The 22,476-nt window shown below is 59.4% G+C and carries 14 protein-coding genes; 11 read left to right on the top strand and 3 right to left on the bottom strand.

Annotated elements, in window-relative coordinates; genetic code table 11:
* The first annotated feature begins 280 nt into the window (after positions 1-280).
* A complete protein-coding gene (locus POR16_RS17755) occupies positions 281-577 on the top strand; it encodes a DUF3509 domain-containing protein (protein WP_005891711.1) in 297 nt (98 codons plus the stop codon).
* 170 nt (positions 578-747) lie between these two features.
* Here POR16_RS17755 and POR16_RS17750 read toward each other — a convergent pair whose 3' ends face one another.
* Positions 748-1,587: a TIGR02285 family protein gene (locus POR16_RS17750; RefSeq protein ID WP_005891713.1), complete on the bottom strand. Its 840-nt coding sequence runs from the start codon at positions 1,585-1,587 to the stop codon at positions 748-750.
* Between the two features lie 347 nt (positions 1,588-1,934).
* On the opposite strand from POR16_RS17750, the gene POR16_RS17745 reads away from it, so the two are divergent.
* From POR16_RS17745 to POR16_RS17735, 3 genes are all read left to right on the top strand, one after another.
* Positions 1,935-2,477 (top strand): YaeQ family protein, encoded by a 543-nt coding sequence (locus tag POR16_RS17745; protein ID WP_002554774.1) that lies wholly within the window; start codon positions 1,935-1,937, stop codon positions 2,475-2,477.
* A gap of 63 nt (positions 2,478-2,540) precedes the next feature.
* Positions 2,541-4,256: a single-stranded-DNA-specific exonuclease RecJ gene (gene recJ, locus POR16_RS17740; protein WP_005891718.1), complete on the top strand. Its 1,716-nt coding sequence runs from the start codon at positions 2,541-2,543 to the stop codon at positions 4,254-4,256.
* 114 nt (positions 4,257-4,370) lie between these two features.
* Entirely contained in the window at positions 4,371-5,477 is a 1,107-nt protein-coding gene (locus POR16_RS17735) for an NADH:flavin oxidoreductase/NADH oxidase (RefSeq protein WP_005891720.1), read from the top strand.
* Between the two features lie 51 nt (positions 5,478-5,528).
* On the opposite strand, the gene POR16_RS17730 is transcribed toward POR16_RS17735, so the two are convergent.
* Positions 5,529-7,616, bottom strand: coding sequence for a response regulator (locus POR16_RS17730; RefSeq protein WP_024671797.1), 2,088 nt, complete (start codon positions 7,614-7,616; stop codon positions 5,529-5,531).
* Positions 7,617-7,915: 299 nt separating this feature from the next.
* On the opposite strand from POR16_RS17730, the gene POR16_RS17725 reads away from it, so the two are divergent.
* The gene (locus POR16_RS17725) at positions 7,916-8,653 is read left to right on the top strand and encodes a tellurite resistance TerB family protein (RefSeq protein WP_024671798.1); all 738 of its coding nucleotides are present in this window, start codon (positions 7,916-7,918) and stop codon (positions 8,651-8,653) included.
* 59 nt (positions 8,654-8,712) lie between these two features.
* Here POR16_RS17725 and POR16_RS17720 read toward each other — a convergent pair whose 3' ends face one another.
* Entirely contained in the window at positions 8,713-14,688 is a 5,976-nt protein-coding gene (locus tag POR16_RS17720) for an NEL-type E3 ubiquitin ligase domain-containing protein (protein WP_005891723.1), read from the bottom strand.
* 285 nt (positions 14,689-14,973) lie between these two features.
* On the opposite strand from POR16_RS17720, the gene POR16_RS17715 reads away from it, so the two are divergent.
* From POR16_RS17715 to cheB, 6 genes are read left to right on the top strand one after another with little or no spacing between them, the layout of a single operon-like run.
* Positions 14,974-16,596 carry a methyl-accepting chemotaxis protein gene (locus POR16_RS17715; protein WP_055003411.1) on the top strand — a complete coding sequence of 541 codons (1,623 nt, stop codon included), beginning with the start codon at positions 14,974-14,976 and terminating at the stop codon, positions 16,594-16,596.
* A gap of 9 nt (positions 16,597-16,605) precedes the next feature.
* Positions 16,606-17,142: a chemotaxis protein CheW gene (locus POR16_RS17710; RefSeq protein WP_005891724.1), complete on the top strand. Its 537-nt coding sequence runs from the start codon at positions 16,606-16,608 to the stop codon at positions 17,140-17,142.
* Positions 17,139-18,404: a CheR family methyltransferase gene (locus POR16_RS17705; protein ID WP_024671801.1), complete on the top strand. Its 1,266-nt coding sequence runs from the start codon at positions 17,139-17,141 to the stop codon at positions 18,402-18,404. Before POR16_RS17710 ends, POR16_RS17705 begins: the two co-directional genes overlap by 4 nt.
* On the top strand, positions 18,404-19,093 hold the full coding sequence (locus POR16_RS17700; protein WP_005891726.1) for a chemotaxis protein CheW: 690 nt from the start codon (positions 18,404-18,406) through the stop codon (positions 19,091-19,093). Before POR16_RS17705 ends, POR16_RS17700 begins: the two co-directional genes overlap by 1 nt.
* The gene (locus POR16_RS17695; RefSeq protein WP_005891727.1) at positions 19,090-21,450 is read left to right on the top strand and encodes a hybrid sensor histidine kinase/response regulator; all 2,361 of its coding nucleotides are present in this window, start codon (positions 19,090-19,092) and stop codon (positions 21,448-21,450) included. The genes POR16_RS17700 and POR16_RS17695 overlap by 4 nt, the downstream gene beginning before the upstream one ends.
* Positions 21,447-22,457, top strand: a complete 1,011-nt coding sequence (gene cheB, locus POR16_RS17690) for a chemotaxis response regulator protein-glutamate methylesterase (protein ID WP_005891728.1) — start codon at positions 21,447-21,449, stop codon at positions 22,455-22,457. Before POR16_RS17695 ends, cheB begins: the two co-directional genes overlap by 4 nt.
* The last annotated feature ends 19 nt before the right edge of the window (positions 22,458-22,476 follow it).

The raw sequence follows: 22,476 nt of genomic DNA, 5'->3' as shown, positions 1-22,476 counted from the left end.
GCCTCCGTCATAAATGGGCTGGACGTATTTCAGGTGATCCAGCTGTTTATAACAGGAGGGAAGGGCGTGCACGCTACGTAGGACCTGTAGCGGAATTTTGTCGTCTTTTCCTACCTGTCCGGTTTCATACTTGGGGTGACTCGTTTTTTCCGTGTCACATTCAACAGGCATGCTCGAAATAACAAGCAGTGCCGTGATCGGCCGATAGAAAGAACTTTTTTCTATCAGCGATGGTCATTTGTTGGCACCTTTGCATTCAAACTGTTGAGTGGTGATCCGGATGGAAAATATCAGCTTACTGCTAAGCGAAGCGCTGGCGCCTTACCAGGCCACTATCGGGCCGGCGGGTTCTCGGGGCGAGCGTCTGGTGACTCTGGAAGATAAAGCGGGTGCCTGTGTGATCAAGCGTACATTCAGCGCCGATCAATTGAACGATAAACGTCAGCTCACCGACGTGGTGGACGGCCTGCGCCGAGACCTGATGGTCGCTGAAGGCCGTATCGAGCCTTGTGTCATTGCGGCCATGCGCAACCTTGCAACCAGCCGTGCCTTTGCCGGCGCACGTTCATTTGCTTAACAGACGCTTAACGGCCTTCAACAGGCCCGGAACCTGACGGGTTCGCGGTAATCCTATCCATTATGCCAGTCTTGATCACTGTGCTCCGCTGATCAGGGGCTGGCGTACTGACCCAAGTGGTCATGTTTGCCCCGGCCAGACCCCCTCTGTCCGGGGTTTCTTTTGCCTGCTCAGTTCTTTTCCAGCAGCGCTTTTACCTCCTCCAGATAGCCAGCCCGCTGGGCGGGATCCAGCCATTGTGCGTAGAGCTTCATAAGTCTGGATTCACGCAATACACGCATTTCGTTATTGATCTTGGCGATGGCCTGCTCGCCTTCAGGTGACCGGCTGCAACTGATATAGATGAATTGGTAGGCCGGGTTTCCCTTGATCGGTATAAAACTCAGTTCTTCGGGCAATATGCCTTGTTGCATGGCTTGATAACGAGCTTCCGGCCAGAAGCTGATAAACGCCTGCAGACGCCCGAGACGTTCCATTTGCAGGAGGCTGCCGATGGCGTCGTTGCCATAGTGCGGGATCAGCGTGTCTTCATCGACTGTGCGCAGAGTATGGTCGATCAGCTCACCGTAGCTGCGTTCTGCAACCACCCCCAGCCTGATTGCGTGGCTGTCCATCAGCGCCACAAAGTCGATTTTTCCGTCTTCCATGAAAGGGGCAAACGTCTCCACGTCCTCTTTGCGCACGATCAGGCCGCTGCTCATGATGGCAACAATGGGGATGGAGAACAGCAGGGTCCTGGCGCGTTCCTCGGTCCACAACATGGTCGGGTCGCAGCTCAGAGAGGTCGCGTCATTCAGCATCTGCAGGCCCCTGGCACGATTGACCCGCATCAGCACATGGTCGTATTCGGGCATTCTTGCGGTCAGCAATGGCATGAGCTGATCGATCGCTCCCTGCCCGCGCATCGTTCCGGAGAAGATCGTCGACGGGGGTATGTCGCGCATCAGCCAAGTCAGCGTTTCTCGTGCCTGACAGACACCCGACAGGGTCGTCAGCGCAATGACGAGCATCAATCGAGCCGCTGTACAGTGCGAGGCAGGAAGGGGCATTCGCGGGTGTCATCCTCGAAAAAGGGTCAACAATCTGAGTGGGGTGGCAGGTCTTTGAATGGCGCGGCACCAGTGGCGTCACATTCAAGCACCCAAAGCCGTCTTCAGGCTGGCAGCCTGACGTGTCCGCAGAGACTGTTGCAAAGTATCAAGATGTATCAGGATTTTGTTTCAGACTATCGTTTTTTTGATGTGCCGCAAATCAGTGAAGCACGGCCCGGACTTTGGTGCCTGCGCGAGCAAATTCCTTCGCGGGGCGCGCATCGGTTAGACTTGCGGTCTTCCCTCCAGACTCTAGAAGCCCGTTCATGGCCCAGCCGTCCACGACCTACAAATTCGAACTCAACCTGACAGACCTCGACCGCGGGGTTTACGAAAGCGTCAAGCAGACCATCGCCCGGCACCCATCGGAGACCGAAGAACGCATGACCGTGCGTCTGCTGGCCTATGCCTTCTGGTACAACGAGCAGCTGTCGTTCGGTCGTGGTCTGTCCGATGTGGACGAGCCGGCACTCTGGGAAAAGAGCCTGGATGATCGCGTCCTGCACTGGATCGAAGTGGGGCAGCCTGACGCCGACCGCCTGACCTGGTGTTCGCGGCGTACCGAGCGCACCAGCCTGCTTGCCTACGGCAGCCTGCGCGTCTGGGAAGGCAAGGTCATCCCGGCGATCAAGAACCTGAAAAACGTCAACATCGCAGCAGTCCCGCAGGACGTACTGGAAGTGCTGGCCAAAGACATGCCGCGGGTCATCAAGTGGGATGTGATGATCAGTGAAGGTACTGTGTTCGTTACCGATGACCGTGGCCAGCATGAAGTCCAGTTGCAGTGGCTTGCTGGCGAGCGTGGTTGACCGCAGCCTGCCTGTATCGAACGTATTGTCCATCGACACCCTGAAGAGAATCAGCTGACCCGCATGCGCATTGAACCCCGTCTGTTGCCCGACACCTTGCCGTTTCTCGGTGACCTGCCGCCCTTGCTCACTCGTCTGTACGCCTCCAGAGGCGTGTCCTGCGAGGCAGAGCTGGACAAGAGTCTGGCGCGACTGATCCCCTATCAACAGCTCAAGGGCATCGATGCAGCGGTCGATCTACTGGTGACCGCACTGCGTGAAGGCCAGCGGATGCTGATCGTCGGCGACTTTGATGCCGACGGCGCTACCGCCAGCACCGTGGGTGTTCTGGGCCTGCGCCTGTTGGGGGCTGCGCATGTTGATTATCTGGTGCCCAACCGGTTCGAGTACGGCTATGGGCTGACGCCGGAAATCGTCGAGGTCGCATTGCAGCGCGAGCCACAGCTGCTGATCACGGTCGATAACGGCATCTCCAGCGTCGAAGGCGTGGCGGCAGCCAAGGCGGCAGGGTTGCAGGTTCTGGTCACCGATCACCATTTACCCGGCCATGAGCTTCCAGCGGCGGACGCCATCGTCAATCCCAATCAGCCAGGCTGTAACTTTCCCAGCAAATCGCTGGCAGGGGTCGGGGTGATTTTCTATGTACTGATGGCCTTGCGCGCGCGGCTGCGTGAAACCGGCTGGTTCGATAGCTATCAGCGTGCCCAGCCTAATCTGGGCGAACTGCTTGATCTGGTCGCGCTGGGCAGTGTGGCCGACGTGGTTCCTCTGGATGCCAACAACCGCATTCTGGTGCATCAGGGCTTGATGCGTATCCGGGCCGGGCGCGCACGTCCGGGCTTGCGCGCGATTCTCGAAGTCGCACGGCGCGAGCCTGCGCGCATCACCTCGACCGATCTGGGGTTCATTATAGGCCCGCGCCTGAACGCAGCAGGGCGCCTGGACGACATGAGCCTGGGCATTGAATGCCTGCTTTGCGACGACCCGACGCTGGCGCGGGAAATGGCCGTGCGGCTGGATGAACTGAATCAGAACCGCAAGTCCATCGAGCAGGGCATGCAGCGCGAGGCGCTCGCCCAGCTCAAGGATCTGCCGCTTGAATCGATGCCGTTTGGCCTGTGTCTGTTCGATGCCGAGTGGCATCAGGGTGTCATCGGCATTCTGGCCTCGCGTCTCAAAGAGCGTTACCACCGACCGAGCATTGCCTTCGCGAGTGCGGGCGAGGGCGTCCTAAAGGGCTCTGCGCGTTCGGTGCCGGGCTTTCATATCCGCGATGCGCTGGACGCTGTGGCAGCGCGTCATCCGCAACTGATCAGCAAGTTCGGCGGGCACGCGATGGCGGCCGGTCTGTCGCTGCCTGAGGAGCACTTCCCGGCGTTTGCCGAGGCGTTCGACCAGGAAGTGCGTCGCCAGCTTGAAGAGCAGGACCTGACCGGGCGCTTGCTGTCCGATGGCTCGCTGGCTGTCGAAGAGTTTCATCTGGAACTGGCCCGCGCACTGCGCAATGGCGGCCCTTGGGGGCAGCATTTCCCCGAGCCGTTGTTCCACGGCGTGTTTCAGCTGGTCGAGCAACGGGTCGTGGGCGAACGCCATTTGAAGATGGTGCTCAAGACCGAATGCGGCAGCGTGAAGCTGGATGGCATTGCGTTTGGCGTGGACCGCGACATCTGGCCCAACCCCAATATTCGCTGGGTAGAACTGGCCTACAAGCTCGACCTCAACGAGTTTCGCGGCAACGAAACCGTACAGCTGATGGTGGTGCATCTCGCACCACGCTGACAATCAGCAGGAACCGCTCTCGCTGCCGGGTTGTCGACAACAGACGGTCCAGTGGAATCTGTTGCCTGTATGAACAGAGCCTGGACTCCCGGATTTTCAACACGAGAGGTCACCATGAGCCTGCTGCTAGAACCCTACACCCTGCGCCAACTGACCCTTCGCAACCGCATTGCCGTGTCGCCTATGTGCCAATACTCCAGTGTTGATGGCCTGGCCAATGACTGGCATCTGGTCCATCTTGGCAGCCGCGCCGTTGGCGGTGCCGGACTGGTCATCAGCGAAGCAATGGCGGTTACGCCTGAAGGTCGCATCACTCCCGAAGACCTCGGTCTGTGGAACGATGAGCAGATCGAACCGCTGCAACGCATTACTCGCTTCATCAATGCCCAAGGCGCCGTCGCGGGCATTCAACTGTCGCATGCCGGGCGCAAGGCCAGTACCTGGCGTCCGTGGCTGGGCAAGCATGGCAATGTGCCTTTGACTGAGGGCGGCTGGACGCCGGTCGGTCCATCGGCGATTGCTTTTGATCCGCAGCACACCGCGCCTGTGCAACTGAGCGAAACGCAGATTCAGGAGCTGATCAAGGCCTTTGTCGATTCCGCACGTCGCGCGCTGACGGCAGGCTTCAAAGTGGTCGAAATTCACGCCGCGCACGGTTACCTCCTGCATCAGTTTCTCTCGCCAATCAGCAATCAGCGCACCGATCAATACGGCGGATCTTTCGAGAACCGCATTCGCCTGACGCTGCAAGTCACCGAAGCGGTGCGTGCCGTGTGGCCCGCAGAGCTGCCGCTGTTCGTTCGCGTGTCCGCTACCGATTGGGTGGAAGATGGCTGGAACGCCGATGAAACCGTCGAACTGGCTCGTCGACTGAAAGCGCTGGGCACCGACTTGATCGACGTGTCTTCCGGCGGTACTTCCGCCAACGCCGAAATTCCGGTAGGTCCCGGCTATCAGACCCGATTTGCCGAGCGGGTTCGCAAGGAGTCCGGGATCGCCAGCGGTACTGTGGGGATGATCACCGATCCGGCTCAGGCAGAGCATATTTTGCGTACCGGACAGGCCGATATCATTCTGTTGGCCCGTGAGCTGCTGCGTGATCCGTACTGGCCATTGCGTGCCGATGAAGATCTGGGCGGACGCCTGGCAACCTGGCCTGCGCAGTACCAGCGCGCCACGCATCGTGACCAGCCGATTCATGAGTCTGATCTGCGCGATTGATCGCTGATCAGGGCATTGAATGAAATGAGCGCCATATGGCGCTCATTTTTTTCACTCACCTTCCAGCAGTTCGGTTACTCGGCTGATCAACTCAGCGATGGCGAACGGTTTTGGCAGCACATGCATGCCGGGCTCCAGCGTGTCGTGTGCCAGCGCGGCGTTTTCTGCGTAGCCGGTCACGAACAGGATTTTCAGATCGGGCCTCACTTCCCGCGCAGCGTCTGCGACCTGACGACCATTCATGCCGCCTGGCAGGCCAACATCGGTCACCAGCAAGTCGATGGCGGTTTTTGATTGCAGGATGCTCAGCGCATCAGCGCCGCGCTCGGCTTGCAATACCGCATAGCCCAGGTCTTCAAGCAGTTCGACAATCAGCAGTCGGACGGCAGGTTCGTCGTCGACGACCAGAATCGTCTCGTCGCCGGTATTTTGCATCGGCACTTGCAGCAGTGAATCTTCCAGCGCAGGGGTTTGGGCCTCACCTTCGTGTATCGGCAGCAAAATGCAGACGCTCGAGCCGTCTCCGACTTTCGAGGTGATGCTGACACCGCCACCTGATTGCCGCGCAAAACCATAGATCATTGACAGGCCGAGGCCTGTGCCCATGCCCAGTGGCTTGGTAGTAAAGAACGGATCGAAGGCCCGCCCGATGACGTCTTCCTCCATGCCGCTGCCCGTGTCACTGACTGACAATTCGACGTAGCGGCCCACAGGCAGCCCATGTTTCGCGGCTTCCGCAGCATTCAGGTTGCGATTGCCGGTTCGAATCAGCAACTGCCCGCCATCGGGCATGGCGTCCTTGGCGTTAATGCACAGGTTGAGTAGCGAGTTTTCCAGTTGGTGCGGGTCTACCAGGGTTGACCACAGGCCTTGCGAAGGCGTGACCTGCATATCGATGCCGGGGCCTACGGTTCGTCTGATCAGCTCGTCCATGCCGGCCACCAACCGGTCGATGTCGATGGCAACCGGGGCCAGTGTCTGCCTGCGTGAAAACGCCAGCAACCGATGTGTCAGTGACGCAGCGCGTCTTGAACCTTCCAGGGCTGCGTTGATATAGCGATCCAGCTCGGTGAAGCGCTCTTGACGTATTCTCGACAGCAGCAGCTCCATGTTGCCGGTCACGCCCATCAGCATGTTGTTGAAGTCATGTGCCAGGCCGCCGGTCAGTTGTCCGACCGCCTCCATTTTCTGAGACTGGATCAGTGTTTCCTGTGCGACGCGCAGGGCTTCGATGCGATCCTTTTCATGGGTCAGGTGCTTGCCCAGCGCAAAAATGATTCCGTTGCCTGGTGCAGCGGTCCAGCCGAACCAGCGATATGTCCCGTCAACGTGCTGATAGCGGTTTTCAAACAGCGGCAGGACATGGCTTGCAGCGTGGGTCAGCGCATGTTCTGTATTACTGACGTCGTCCGGGTGGAGCAGGGTAAGGATCGAGCTGCCCAGCAGCTCGTCTTCCTTACGACCGAGGATCGCGTTCCAGGCAGGGTTCACTCTCAGGAAAATACCGTTGAAATCGAGAATTGCCAGCGGGTCGGGAGACATTTCCCAGAACGTGTCCAGTTCGAGCGTACGTTGCTCCAGCGTAGCTGCCTGGCGTTTTTCCAGGGTGATCAGTTCGTCGATCAGGTCCAGGCGTTTGCGTTCGCTTTCCTGCAGGGCCCGTTGATTGAGAACCAGATTGGTGGTTTCGTTGGTGATGCAAAACATACCGACGGTTATGCCGTGTTCGTCTATCACCGGCGAAAAGGAAAATGTCCACCACGTTTGCTCTGGCGCACCGTAGCGCGCCATGCTCAGCGGCAGATCCTTGAAGTGGCATGCCTTGCCTTCCAGTGCATCTATCACCAGCGGGGCTACCTGATCCCAGACGTCAGCCCACAGGTCCGGGATAAGCGCGCCGATTGCGTCATCCTTGCGCGGACCGAGGATCGGGGTGTAGGCGTCGTTGTGGAAAAACACCAGGTCTGGCCCCCAGAGCAGGTACATCGACTCTGGCGAATTAAGAATAAGGTTCAGGGTATTTTTCAGTGACACAGGCCAGCGCTCGATCGGCCCGAGCGATGTTCGGCTCCAGTCTTTCGAGCGAATGGTCTCAGCCGCCTTGCTGTCACTTGCCGGGAAACTTATGGGGGAAATCAACTCAGGCAAGCTCCTCGCGGCTGCATTTTACTGCAAGGCATTCGAATGACATGCTTTAAAGGACTAATCAATTCAAATCGATGCATTATTACTGTTGGCTTTTTCCAAACGCACATTATTGACCCTGCCCGGCAGGCCGGGGTTGCACGCATTTAGCAGAATAAGTTGAACGAGCGGATGAGCGGATGTTGCCCGCAGCAGCCGTAACATTCGGAAGCACACCAGGGAGAGGGGGCGGGGGACTTCTGGTTAACCTGCGGGTCAATAAATCATCTGACAACCGCCATCGGAGGTTTCTTGTGAATACGCGTGGTTTACTCGATCAACTGCTCAAGTCCGGGCAGAGCATGTTACAGGACAAGACAAGTGGCAAATCCGGCAAGTCGTCTTCGGGAGGCGATGCGCTCATGAATGGCCTGGGCAGTTTGCTTGGCGGCGGTCAGGGCAAAGGGCAGGGCGGGCTGGGAAGTCTTCTGTCCGGTGCTGGTGGTGGCGCACTGGCCGCTGGAGCGATGGGGCTGCTCAAGGGCAAACGGTCGCGTGGCATGGGTGGCAAGGTGCTGACCTACGGCGGGCTGGCAGCGTTGGGTGTGCTGGCCTACAAGGCATATAACAACTGGCAGGCCAGCCAGGGTGTTGCCGGCCAGCGTGAACCGCAGACCATCGATCGTCTGCCTGAGGCTGAGGCCGAGCAGCACAGTCAAGCCATCCTGCGCGCGCTGGTTGCCGCTGCCAAAGCTGACGGTCACGTCGATGAACGCGAGCGTGAGCTTATTGAGGGCGAGTTCAGCAAACTGGGTACTGATCAGGAACTGCAGCATTGGCTTGAGGCAGAATTGAAAAAGCCTCTGGACCCGGCTGATGTGGCACGTGCCGCAAGCACACCGGAAATGGCTGCCGAAATGTACATCGCCAGCGTGATGCTGGTGGATGATGAGCAATTCATGGAGCGCGCCTACCTCGACGAACTGGCGCGTCAGTTGAAGCTTGAGCCCGGGCTCAAGGCCGAGCTGGAAGGGCAGGTCAGAAACGCCTAGCAGCCCGCCTTTGGCAACGAGCCGACTGATACCTGCAACGGTATCAGCCGGCCCTCTGATCAACTGTTTTCCAGTCCCTCGGCGTTGGTCAGTTCTCTGATCAGCGCTGCTTGCTGATCCTTGAAGTGCGCCTCGAACTCTCGAATCCTCCCCTCATATTCCTCGCTGTCCAGAGTAATGTTGCGCTGTTCGAACTCATCAGTCAGTCGTGTCAGCCCGGTTCTGTAGATTTGCTCGAGTGCGTCGAATCTTCCCCTGTAGGTTTCTCGCAGGTAGCCGACCCAATAATCCTGTTGCGCAGCAAAGTCGAGAAAGGGTGCGCCTTGTTCCCCGGACTGCACGCGCAGCAGCGCAGTGTCCAGTTCCCCTGGCTGAATAGCAGCATGGGCTTCGAAAAGCATGCCTTCAGGCGGCACAGGCAAGTCCAGTGCGCTTGCCCAGCGCGTGCGGTACGCCAGACGCACTTCGGCTTCGTCTCTGCCGCCAGCCTGTTCGCGCGCTGCCGCATCCAGCTCCGACAGACGATAAAGCCGGGTAGTGAGGCGGTAGAGTGAAGCACCGCGCTGTTCAGGCACGATGTCCAGGACTGTCTGGCGAGTGAACACCAGAACTTCCATCTGATTGAACTCCAGCAGGATGCCGTCCGGGCACGTGTGGTTGCTGCGGAACAGTCTGAGCGGCTCTTCTGCAATTGCGTTGAGTGTCATGCGCAGTGGCGGGTCTTGATTCACGGTGTACAGCACTCGCCAGACACGCTCCTGCAATGCGGCTCGACTGGCAGTATTACGATAATCGGCGCTGTGGCGCAGCGAACTGATCAGCTCCAGCAGGTTGCCGGTGTGTTCCCCGGCTTCAAGCTGTTCCCATATCTGTCGGCGCTCGCCGTTCAACGGGCTGGAATCATCCAGCCAGGGCTCCACGGTGACTGGATTTGGAGTGGAAGAGCGACTTGCACTGGACATGTAGTCTGACAGCGAGCCGTCGGAATCCTCGTCTTGCGCCCATTCCATCGTGCTTAGTTCAGGCGGCACGTCCATGTCAAAGGTGTAAGCGTTCCCGTAACGCTCTGACAGCAGTGCGCTACGTATGGTTGTTTCGGAGAGCGGATTGTTCAGCAGGCTGATTTCCATATGAGACTGGCTTTCAGGATTGGCAAGAACGTGGTCCGGCAGTTCGCTGAGCATATTGCCTTCCAGCAGCAGCGTCCTCAGCGGCCCAGGCACGAGGTCATTCAGCCAGACTGGCCATTCGCTCATTCCGACACTGTTCAACGACAGCCAGGCCAGAGCATTGTCTCGCAGGCCTGCCACGCTGTTGATGGCCCCCAGCCGATTGTTATCCAGTTCCAGTCGCTCAAGGGTCGGAATGCGACTTAGGAAATCGATATGGTGTTGACCGATCAACATCCCTTGGTCGTTGAGAATCAGCGAGCGCAGGAACCTGAGTTCCAGCAGTGCTTGTGGCAGTTGGACCAGCGGTACGACATGCCCATTCATTTCCAGCGAACTGAGTTCAGTCAATGGGCGCAGCAACTGGTCGAGATCAGACACCGTCCCGGTGATTCTGCTCAGGTGCAAGTGGCGCACCTGGCGATAGAAAAACTCCGGCAGGTTTCTCGGGAAATGGGCCAGTGCGATGTCGGCAAGACGCAGCGGCGTGTGGATCTGCCCCAGGCTGAAAGTTCGCCAGTGATCAATCAGTACCGAGCCGATCTGGCGTCTTGCCCCGATGGTATGCTCACTGGGAATGGCCAGCGAGCTTGATGCATGGACCCACTGATCGAGCGCTACGGACAGTTCGGCGCCCTGCAGCAACTGCATGTTGACAGCCGCCTGTATGGCAAGGGGGGTGTCCATGACAAACCGGAACGAGCGGTCGGCTACCGACTCGGTAATGCGTGCCTGTATCGCGGAATTCCGGGAAAGGCTGTTGCCGCGTAGATCGATCAATGTCTGGCGACCAGTACCGGGCGGATTTTCAAGAATCCGGCCCGGAAGCTCTGTCAGGTTGTTTTGCGCCACCGAGAGTTCGCGCACGTTGTTCGGGAGCAGATCTGTCAGCCATGAAGGCCAGCGGTGCATACCGACCCGCTCCAGCACCAGTCGATCCAGATGCAGCCAGTTCAGGTCCATTGGCAGCACGCAGACTATTCGATTGCCGCTGAGGTCAAGCATTCTCAGATCAGTCATGCTGCGAAAGTGGTTCATCTGCGTCTGGTCCAGAAAGATGCTCTGGTTGATCAGCCCAAGCTCGGTCAACTGCGGCAGCATGCTGGACACCCAATAGGGCAGGTTGAGAAAGACCGACGACTGCGGATCCAGACCGGCGCCGGGTTCGCTGATCAGGTGCAGTGAACGCATATTGGGGAAACGTTGCAGGAAATGCCCCAGCTCGAAACTGTTGGTCAACTGGCGAGGCAGGCTCACCTCTGCGGATTGCGCAACTGCAGTACCCGGCTGAACCCTTGCTTCGATCGAGATATTCTCCAGGTGCAGCCCAGTGACGCGGGCATGAACGAAGTCCGGCAGATACCGGGGGAAATCGGTCAGGGACACATACTGCAGACGCAGCGGCTCGAAAATGCGTCCGATCTCGGGCAGATTGTTAAGACGCCAATGGTTCCAGATGGCATCGCTGATACGCTCTCGACTGTCTATGTGCGCCTGACTCATGGGCGGCAACGTGATGATTTCATCTGTCCAGGCGATAAGGCTTGCCCGCAAATCCAGTTGCTCGCTCAGCAGAGTATTGAGTCGCTGGTCGATTTCTCTGTTATTCCAACCGGTATGACGCAGGCGGCTGAGAATGTCCTCCGGGAACGCGTCCTCCAGCTCCAGTGTGCGGATCTTGTCCAGCAGGCTTTCGTCGGTTATGTGCCAGTCGGTCTCGCTGCGACCACTCAACGGATAGCCCACCCGACCGTCAGCCAGGCGCATGGGTGACCTGGAACCTGGTTTGATGGCCTGCATGTTCAGCAATTTGGCGAGCTCCTGGCGCGGCAGGGGATTGTCCTGAATGAGCGTCGCCAGCTCCAGTTTCTGGCCGGTATGGGTAAAGCCCAGCTGCATGCGCTCAGCGTCCGGCAGTGCATGAAGCACAGACGAATACATATCATCCAGCCCCTGCAGATGATGGTCTTCAGCATCGCGGGCCTGATATAGGTCGCCGTCTTTTATCAGCACCCTGCGAATCGGCGCGTCCTGCGGGCCAATGCTGTCGACCAGCGTGCCGCCGAAAAAGCGGTTATGCACCTCGAGCCTGATTTGTGGCGGCCACTGCGGCAAGGCTTCAAGACTGTGCAGAGCAAGGCGGTCGGTATCGGCACTGGACACGGAGGTCAGATAAAGCCCTTCATAAGCCCGCGCCAGCCTGACGTGCTGCAGATACACGCTGGCCTCTTCGGCAATTCGCAAGGGTACGCGACGCTCCGTTGTCAGTTGAGTCAGCTCCGTCGGCGTTGCGTGGCGGGTCAGTTCGTTCACCACAGCAGTTGGCAGCCCGGGAAACGCCTTGTGCAAGGTTTGCGCGCTGTCTGTCTCAGCGACGGCAAGCGCACGGTAGTGTGATTCTAATAGCCAGGCTCTGGTCGCGCGGGCACGGGCTGTCAGTAGCGCCCGCAATGTGGTCACTCGCGCCGACATACCCGGCTGGCCCGCCCCGAACTCTTCGTCGAGCAGAGTGCCAATTTCACGGTTGCTCAACTTTTCCAGAACCTGGCGCAGGGCATCCTGGCGCAGGGCGTCAGGCTGGTCGACACGTACCGTGATGCTGTCGCGAGTAACAGCCTCCTGCGTTGGCGGGAACGTTTGAATGGGCGCGCCCTGGGCATCCACCAGCGTCAGCGCCCGGTTGTTCGGCCAGCGAGGATCCTGGCTCAGCAGTTCAAGTTGCAGAGGGGTTGAAGCGCTTGCATCGTTTGCTGCCATCTGCTCGATGAACCGATCGATTTGCTGGTCCAGCCTGAAACGCAGCGCGGTGTCCTCAAGCAGTGCAGGCGGGCGGGCCTGATCAGTCAGCGCCTGACGCAAAACTGATTCGGGCGAGTTGCTGACGCTCAGCAGGTGCCTGGCTGTGGTGTCGGAAAATACCTCACTGGAATACCCCAGCCGGCGAAACAGCGTCAGACCCTCCATTTGCAGTGGGCGATCCAGCTCGTGCAGCCAGGCACCTGCGCCGTTGTGCCGCAAGGCTGGCTGGTAGCTGTCCGGGCGGGTGGGGTGCGTCATCCGGTAGCCATCGCCGCTCTTGCCGGGCTCTACGGCATAGGTTTTCCCTTCGAGCGCCAGCCACTGCCTGCCTTGCCATGTATACAGGCCAGTAGCGTCTGGCTGCAGACCGCCTGGCAGCACGATGTCATGGGCGAAGGGGGCGAGGTCGGGCTTCCACAGGCATGTCGCGCCGTCCGGCAGTTCCACGGCTTTCAAGCTCCTGACGAACTCGGGCACTTGCAGCGCAGGTATGCCGGCCCCTGCGACCGTCGCAGCGCCGAGCGCGGACATCAGGGCGATGTTCTCCACCACGTCGAACAGATAAGCGAAGGCCTGCTGTTTTTCATCCTTCGCCCAGCTTTCTGCGCCCTCGTAAACTTCATGGATCAGTTGCGCAGCCGTCACCGCCAGCATCAGCTCGCCCAGGACCGGAACCACAAAGCTTGCGATGTTCAAGACGTCCAGCGCTTTGCTCTTGAAGTACTGCAGCCGTTCATCGAACGTCTTCTGATCCTGATCCGCCGTAGGCACACCCTGAAACAAGGCGTCGTCACGCAGTACGGCCTGTTTGCGATCGTACAGCTCGTCCAGCAATGGGGCGCTCAGCGGGGTTTCCCTCAGGTGCAGCCTGGCGTTTCGATCTTCTTCACGCTCCAGCCACTGGCGCTCGAAAATGCCGCCTTTCGTGACCTTGGGGTGCAGACGTTCTAACAGCTGTTCAAGCACTGTATTGCGGTGGCGTGCCGGAATGAAACGCTTGAAGAAGTTCAGATACCCTTTGACGAACATTCGCTCGCGCAGCGAGTTCATGAAGACTTCGACCGAGTCATATTCTTTAAGCGGTGCAATGGGATCGTCAGGCAGATAAACGACAATTTTTTCCGGTCCGGTTGCGATGTTCCGGTTCTTGCCGAAGACGAAGGGGCCGTTAAGCTCTATATCCCCCAGGCACAATACGCTGCAGCTTAACGGCGTGTTATCGAGCAGGGCACCTTGCCTGCCCGCAAGCGTTTCCAGTAACGCAACCTTCAACGGTTCACTGACCAGTTCCTGAAGCGTTGCGATCTGCAGTTGCAGCCGGATGGAGGAAGACTCCAGTTGCATGAAGTCCTTGCGCAGTCTCGAGGCAGCCGAGTCCGAAGTTTCATCTGGCGTCGAGGGTGCGCTGAAGACGGATTTGATATGCGTCTGATACCTGCCGCCCAGGTCCAGTTCGCGGCACAGTGCTGCAAACTCTGTGGGAGAAACAGGCAAGGGCTTGCCCTCGATGTAGTTGCCTGTGATTTCGCAAGACGAAAATACTTCGGCCCTGGTGCCAGTATCCGAGTCCATCGCTCCAGGGACTGTTTCCCACGCCTCGAAGTTCTGCAGAGCGGCGTTGAGCAAGGTCTGCCTTGCAGCTCTCAGGGCCGTATTGGCCTCGGTCATCGGGTCTTTGGAGGCCGACGCGAACGACTGATCGACCTTTGCACGACTGGCGTGAAACAGCCAGGTATCGGTAACGTCAACATCCAGACCGAACCGTTCCTTGATTGCCTCCGTCAGCAGGGGCCTGGCAAAGTCTTCAAGGGTAGAAAGACCGTCGAGTGTCGGACGGACTTTCTGTTCGGTGCGGCGCTGTTCTGCGTAGAGTCGCTGCAGTTCGTCGAGCCGTTCGGGACTGGACGTACGGGCGTTCGTCAGCCATTGCGGTGAACGCCCGGAAGACCGGCGTAACGTTGCGTGGACAGCCGGTCCGGCCTCAAGCAGCCACTCGGGTGTCTTGTCTTTTATATGCTGCACATGAGAGTTTGTCGGAGCAGCGTCCGACAGTAATGAATCGAGCATCGAAGTGCCTTGTCATGAATGAGGAGGCGACGAAGCTTACGTTTGTGTTTGACCCCGCAAGTGCTAACTATTTATGTGTTTTGATTATTCGTTGCACGTGGCGCTCAAGTAGTGCGCAGCGTTGCCGAAAATATTTGAAGGGTGCGATTAAACCGCCTGACGAGTTGATTCCCGTCTCGCCCGCCCGGCCTCTGGAGGCTGGGCTATACTCACGCCGCCTGGACCGTTCATCGGTCTGCATCTTGAACACGGCTGACGCCGTCGTTGAACTCTTGAGGGATGACTGTGAAGAACTGGACCTTGCGCCAACGGATTCTGGCGAGCTTTGCCGTCATCATTGCCATCATGCTGTTGATGGTGGTCGTGTCGTATTCCCGGCTGTTGTCCATCGAGTCCAGTGAGGAGCAGGTCCGCCTTGATGCGCTGCCTGGCGTCTACTACAGCACGCTGGTTCGCAGCGCCTGGGGCGAAAGCTACATCCGCACGCTGGAGCTGATCTCCGAGGGTGCCGCGCGGCCGCTGACCAAACAGGAAAAAGATCAGTACAAAGGGTTCGATGAGAACCTGCAGACGCAAATGGATGGTTACAAGAAATCTATCTTCGATAAGGACGACCGCGACAGTTTTGCACTCTTCGAGAAGCGGCGCGACGACTATGCCCGCATGCTCAACGAAGTGCTTGCCAACTATGATCGCGGTGATTACGCCAGCGCGCGCGCCGAGCTGTTCGGTGATGTGAACCCCGTGTGGCTGGCGGGCCGCAAGCAGCTCAACGAGCTCATTGTCGCCAATAAACAACTGGCTGACGAAGCCACCAACAACATCGTCAGCGCGGTGCTGAGTGCCAAGGTCAGCATGATCCTGTCCTTGCTGATCGCCATCATGGCAGCGGCGGCCTGTGGCCTGCTGCTGATGCGCTCGATCATGGCGCCGATGCAGCTCATCGTACGTATTCTCGACATCATGCGCTCCGGCGATCTGAGCACACGCCTCAGCCTGGCTCGCAAAGATGAGTTCAACGCAGTCGAGACCGGCTTCAACGACATGATGACCGAGCTCACCGGGCTGGTCGCGCAGGCCCAACGATCTTCCGTTCAGGTCACGACGTCGGTCACCGAGATCGCCGCGACCTCGCGTCAGCAACAGGCCACCGCTACGGAAACGGCTGCGACCACCACCGAGATCGGTGCGACATCGCGGGAAATCGCTGCCACTTCGCGTGATCTGGTGCGCACCATGACCGAAGTCACGTCGGCTGCTGATCAGGCATCGATTCTGGCCGGATCGGGCCAGCAGGGTCTGGCGCGTATGGAAGAAACCATGCATCAGGTGATGGGCGCGGCCAATCTGGTCAACGCCAAACTGGCCATCCTCAACGAGAAGGCTGGCAACATCAACCAGGTGGTCGTGACCATCGTCAAGGTTGCCGACCAGACCAACCTGCTGTCGCTGAATGCTGCCATCGAAGCCGAAAAGGCCGGTGAATATGGCCGCGGTTTTGCGGTGGTTGCCACTGAAGTACGCCGCCTGGCCGACCAGACCGCTGTGGCCACGTACGACATCGAGCAGATGGTGCGTGAAATCCAGTCTGCGGTGTCCGCTGGCGTCATGGGCATGGACAAGTTTTCTGAAGAAGTGCGTCGTGGCATGTTCGAAGTCACTCAGGTCGGGGAGCAGCTGTCGCAGATCATTCATCAGGTGCAGGCGCTGGCGCCGCGCGTGCTGATGGTCAACGAAGGGATGCAGGCGCAGGCCACAGGCGCCGAGCAGATCAATCAGGCGCTTGTGCAACTGGCCGATGCCAGCAGCCAGACTGTCGACTCACTGCGTCAAGCCAGTTTCGCCATCGACGAGTTGAGTCAGGTTGCGGTCGGCTTGCGCAGTGGCGTTTCGCGCTTCAAGGTCTGAGTCCGGACAATGACGGAGCAATCGCCGAGGCGCACCGGTCCGCCAGTGACCGCTAACAAGCTCTTCCTGCTGTTTTGCATCGGTGAAGACCGTTACGCGCTGGAAGCGACTGAAATTGCCGAAATTCTGCCGCGGGTGAAGCTCAAGAAGATTGCCAGAGCACCTCACTGGGTGGCCGGGATTTTTGCCCACCGTGGCGAAATCGTGCCGGTCATCGATATCAGCGCGCTCAATTGCGGCCAGCCGGCCCACGCGCGCACCAGTACCCGCATGATTCTGGTGAACTACCGCTACGACGACGCCCACCCTGCTCAACTGCTCGGGCTTATTCTGGAGCAAGCGACAGAAACCCTGCGCTGCCCGGTTTCACAGTTCAAGGCCTATGGCCTGGACAATCGCCTGTCACCTTATCTGGGGCCGGTCCGGGAAGACGAGAAGGGCCTGCTGCAATGGATTCATGTACAGGAACTGTTGAGCGAACCGGTGCGCGAGCTTCTGTATCCGGTGGTGCCGGTAGACCTCGAATTGCTTGAGGACGCGCCATGAAAGTTGATGATTCACGTTTTTTCAGCTTTCTGAAAGACCGCATCGGGCTGGATGTGACCTCGGTTGGCGAAGCCATTATCGAGCGTGCCTTGCGCCAGCGGGCGACCGCTTCCAATTGCCCCGACAGCGATGCCTATTGGCACCTGCTGGTGACCTCGCCTCAAGAGCAGCAAGCGCTGATCGAGGCCGTGATCGTTCCCGAGACCTGGTTTTTCCGTTACCCAGAGTCGTTTCTGACACTCGGCATGCTGGCCCGTGAGCGTGTGGAGAACCTCGCAGGCGTGCGTCAGCTGCGCATTCTGAGCTTGCCGTGTTCGACTGGCGAGGAACCCTATTCCATTGCGATGGCATTGCTGGACGCTGGCGTAGATCCTCGGCAATTCAAGGTTGATGCCATCGATATCAGCCCGGTTTCGATTGCCAAGGCCGAGCATGGCGTTTATGGCAAGAACTCGTTTCGCGGCAGCGATATCGGCTATCGCGAACGCTTTTTCAATCCGGTGGCCAACGGTTTTGAGATTTCCGACTCGATTCGCGGCTGCGTGAATTTTCAGTCCGGCAACCTGCTTGACCCGAAACTGGCAACGCAGGTGGCCTATGACATCGTGTTCTGTCGCAACCTGGTGATCTATTTCGACCAGCAAACCCAACAGCGTGTATTCAAGGTTCTCAAACAGCTGACCCGTGAAGACGGCCTGCTGTTCATCGGCCCTGCCGAGGGCAACCTGCTGGCAGGTATCGGCATGCGCCCCATAGGTATCGCCCAGTCATTTGCCTTTCGCCACGCGCCCGTTGCGGCTGCCGTGCCGGTGCCTCCGGCAGCTTTCGCCGTATCGCGCCCTGCGCCTCCGGCAGCGCCTGCACCGCGCACAGCACCTGCGGCTCGCACATCCGCCGCTTTCGCACCCGTTGTGAAGGCAACAGCCAGCGCCGACAGTACGGGGGCTACAGCATTGCTTGAGAGTATCGCGACGCTGGCCAACGAGGGTAAAAGCACTGAAGCGCGTATGGCGTGCGAGCGCTACCTGCAGCAGCACGAGCCGGCGGCGCAGGTGTTTTACTGGCTGGGGCTCCTCAGCGAGGTGGAGGGCGCTGTGGCGCAGGCCCAGGGTTTCTATCGGAAAGCGTTGTATCTGCAACCCCAGCATCGGGAATCGCTGGCCCAGTTGGCAGCGATGCTTGCCGCTCAGGGAGACAGCGCCGGAGCCCGACGTTTGCAGGACCGTGCGGCACGTGGTGCGAATAAACAAGGAAACCATTGATGACGGGCCTGTCCGGCTTTTCCAGCCTCACCCATGATCAGGCGCAGGACATCGACGATTGCTGGAACCGCATCGGTATCCACGGCGACCGCTCGTGCCCGTTGCTGGCAGAGCATATCCACTGCCGCAATTGTGCAGTTTATTCCGCTGCCGCCACACGCTTGCTGGATCGCTATGCTCTGGCTCAGGAGCAACAGGAGCACTTTCAGGGCTCTGTGCTGCAGCGCGATATCAAGACTCGATCGATTCTGGTGTTTCGCCTCGGTGAGGAGTGGCTGGGGCTGGTTTCCAGCTGCCTCTCGGAAGTGGCCCCGCAACAGACCATTCACTCGCTGCCGCATCAGCGATCACGTGCAATGCTGGGTGTCGCCAACGTGCGGGGCGCGCTGGTAGCGTGCATTTCGCTGGTCGAGCTGCTCGGCCTGGACACCAATCCAGTGGTAACGCAGTCATCGCGCATCTTGCCGCGTATGCTGATCGTTGCTGTCGAGGGTGGCCCGGTTGTCGTGCCGGTGGACGAGGTAGACGGCATTCACGCCATCGACGAGAGTGTGCTGGAGGCTGCCTCTGCATCCGGTACACATGCCAATGCCCGCTTCACCCGAGGCGTGTTGCAATGGAAGGACCGCAGCCTGCGTTGGCTTGACGAAGAAGAGTTGTTGTCGGCGGTACACCGGAGCCTCACATGACGCCAGATCAAATGCGTGACGCTTCACTGTTCGAGCTGTTTACCCTGGAGGCCGACGCCCAGACTCAGGTTCTGAGTGCGGGCCTGCTGGCGCTCGAGCGTAACCCGACTCAGGCAGATCAGCTGGAAGCCTGCATGCGCGCGGCTCATTCGCTAAAGGGCGCAGCGCGTATCGTTGGTGTCGATTTTGGTGTCAGCGTCGCACACGTGATGGAAGATTGTCTGGTCAGCGCCCAGGAAGGCCGCCTGTTGTTGCAGGCCGAACACATCGACGCGCTGCTGTCCGGCACTGATCTGTTGATGCGCATTGCCACGCCCGGCGGCAACAGCGTCGGCCAGCCCGATGTCGACCTCTACGTCGAGCGACTCAACACACTGCTGGCATCTGGTGCGGGGGCGGCGCGCACCGTCAGTGCGCCACCCATCGATCCGTTGCTGGCGAGTGCGATGCAGCTGCTCGATCCTGCGTCCCAGGCCACACCTGTGCCGAACAGCCCTGGCGTTGACCCGCTGGCCGCTGATTTGCGCCTCGGTACGCCAGCGCCGACAGCGCCTCCCGAGCCGGAACCGCCATTCACGCCGCTGCGTGAGCGGCGCGTGACGGAGGGCGGCGAGCGCGTTCTGAGGGTGACCGCCGAACGCCTGAACGGGTTGCTGGACATGTCGAGCAAGTCGCTGGTGGAAACCCAGCGGCTCAAACCGCTGCTGGCCGGCATGCAGCGTCTCAAGCGCCTGCAGAGCAGCAGCGACCGTGCGCTTGAGGTGCTGGGCGCCAGCTTTGGTGAAGAAGGTCCCGGTGCCGATATACAGAAGGCGCTGGAAGATGCGCGGGGGCTGTTGTCTCAGGCGCAACACATGCTGGCCCTGCAGACGGCCGAGCTGGATGAATTCGGCTGGCAGTCGGCGCAGCGCGCGCAGTTGCTGTATGACACAGCGCTGGCCTGCCGCATGCGACCGTTCGCCGACGTCCTGGCGGGGCAGGCGCGCATGGTTCGTGACCTCGGCCGCGAACTCGGCAAGCAGGTCCGGTTGCAGATCGAGGGCGAGAAAACCCAGGTCGATCGCGATGTACTGGAAAAACTCGAGGCTCCGCTGACGCATCTGCTACGCAATGCTGTGGACCACGGCATCGAATCACCGGAAAAACGTGTCGCCTGTGGCAAGGAACCTGAAGGCCTGATCCGTCTGCAAGCTTCTCATCAGGCCGGGCTGCTGGTTGTTGAATTGAGCGATGACGGCGGCGGCGTAGACCTTGAGCGGCTGCGCCAGAGCATTATCGAGCGCAAACTTTCGCCCGCTGAAACCGCCGCGCAATTGAGCGAAGAAGAACTGCTGAGCTTTCTGTTCCTGCCGGGTTTCAGCATGCGCGACAAGGTCACGCAGATATCCGGACGTGGTGTGGGGCTTGATGCGGTGCAGCATATGGTTCGCCAGATGCACGGCAGCGTCGAGCTGCAGCAATGGGCCGGCGAGGGCAGTCGCTTCAGAATTGAAATGCCGCTGACACTGTCCGTGGTGCGCAGTCTGGTGGTCGAGGTGGGCGGCGAGGCCTATGCGTTCCCGCTGGCGCACATCGAGCGCATGCGCGACCTGCAGCCCGATGACATCTTGCAACTGGAAGGACGCCAGCACTTCTGGGATGAAGAGCGTCACGTCGGTCTGGTCTCGGCCAGCCAGTTGTTGAACCGGCCGCCTGCCCAGAACCCCGGAGAAGCACTCAAGGTCGTGGTCATCCGCGAGCGTGATGCCGTTTATGGCGTAGCCGTCGAGCGCTTCATTGGCGAACGGACGCTGGTGGTCATGCCGCTGGACGCGCGTCTGGGCAAGGTTCAGGACGTCTCGGCAGGTGCCTTGCTCGACGATGGATCGGTAGTACTGATCATCGACGTCGAAGACATGTTGCGCTCGGTGGAAAAGCTTCTGAACACCGGGCGGCTCGAACGCATCGACCGACGCAATCGTCAGGTTGATCATGTTCTGCGCAAGCGTGTGCTGGTTGTCGATGACTCTTTGACGGTTCGCGAGCTTGAACGCAAGCTGCTGGTGGGTCGCGGCTACGAAGTCTCGGTGGCCGTGGACGGCATGGACGGCTGGAACGCACTGCGTGCCGAAGACTTCGATCTACTGATCACCGACATCGACATGCCGCGCATGGACGGTATCGAACTGGTGACACTGTTGCGCCGCGACACTCGCTTACAGTCTCTGCCGGTGATGGTCGTTTCCTACAAAGATCGTGAAGAAGACCGACGTCGTGGCCTGGATGCCGGCGCCGATTATTACCTGGCCAAGGCCAGTTTCCATGATGATGCCTTGCTCGATGCCGTTGCCGAACTGATAGGAGACGCGCAAGGATGAAGATTGCCATCGTCAATGACATGCCCATGGCTGTCGAAGCCCTGCGGCGTGCATTGGCTTTCGAGCCCGCGCACCAGATTGTCTGGGTGGCGAACAACGGTGCCGACGCGGTGCAGCGCTGCATCGCAGAAACCCCGGATCTGATCCTGATGGATTTGATCATGCCGGTGATGGACGGCGTGGAGGCAACACGTCGGATCATGGCAGAAACGCCCTGCGCCATTGTCATCGTGACCGTCAACCGCGAGCAGAACATGCGTCGTGTCTTCGAGGCCATGGGGCACGGCGCACTGGACGTGGTGGACACACCTGCAGTCGGTGGTCCCAACCCCAGAGAAGCGGCGCTGCCACTGCTGCGCAAGATTCTCAATATAGACTGGCTGATCGGCCAGCGCGGCAGCCGTGAGCGCGTTGTTGCAGCCCCGGTGCGAGAGTCGGTAAAGCGCGACAGGCTGATCGCCATCGGGTCTTCTGCCGGCGGTCCGGCGGCGCTGGAAATTCTTCTGAAAGCGTTACCGGCAAATTTTTCCCCGGCCATTGTGCTGGTGCAGCATGTCGACCAGGTATTTGCCGCAGGCATGGCGGACTGGCTGTGTTCGGTGTCCGGTGTACCCGTCCGGTTGGCAAAAGAGGGCGAAACGCCGCAGCCAGGGGTGGTCTTGCTGGCCGGGACCAATCATCATATCCGGTTGCTGAAGGACGGTACGCTGGCGTATACGGCGGAACCGGTCAATGAAATCTACAGGCCCTCGATCGATGTGTTTTTCGAGAGCGTGACCCGTTACTGGAGTGGGGAGGCAGTGGGCGTTCTACTGACTGGCATGGGGCGTGACGGCGCGCAAGGGCTCAAGGCAATGCGTGAGCGGGGGTTTCTGACCATCGCTCAGGATCAGGCCAGCTCTGCGGTCTATGGCATGCCCAAGGCGGCGGCCGCCATCGATGCAGCTGTTGAGATACGTCCATTGCTCACCATTGCACCTCGCCTTGTCGAGGTATTTACCCAATGATTGTTCAGGTGCAAACACT

Source organism: Pseudomonas coronafaciens pv. oryzae str. 1_6 (genome assembly GCF_000156995.2).
Lineage (GTDB): Bacteria > Pseudomonadota > Gammaproteobacteria > Pseudomonadales > Pseudomonadaceae > Aquipseudomonas > Aquipseudomonas tremae.
This window is presented reverse-complemented; position numbering and strand designations above follow the sequence as displayed.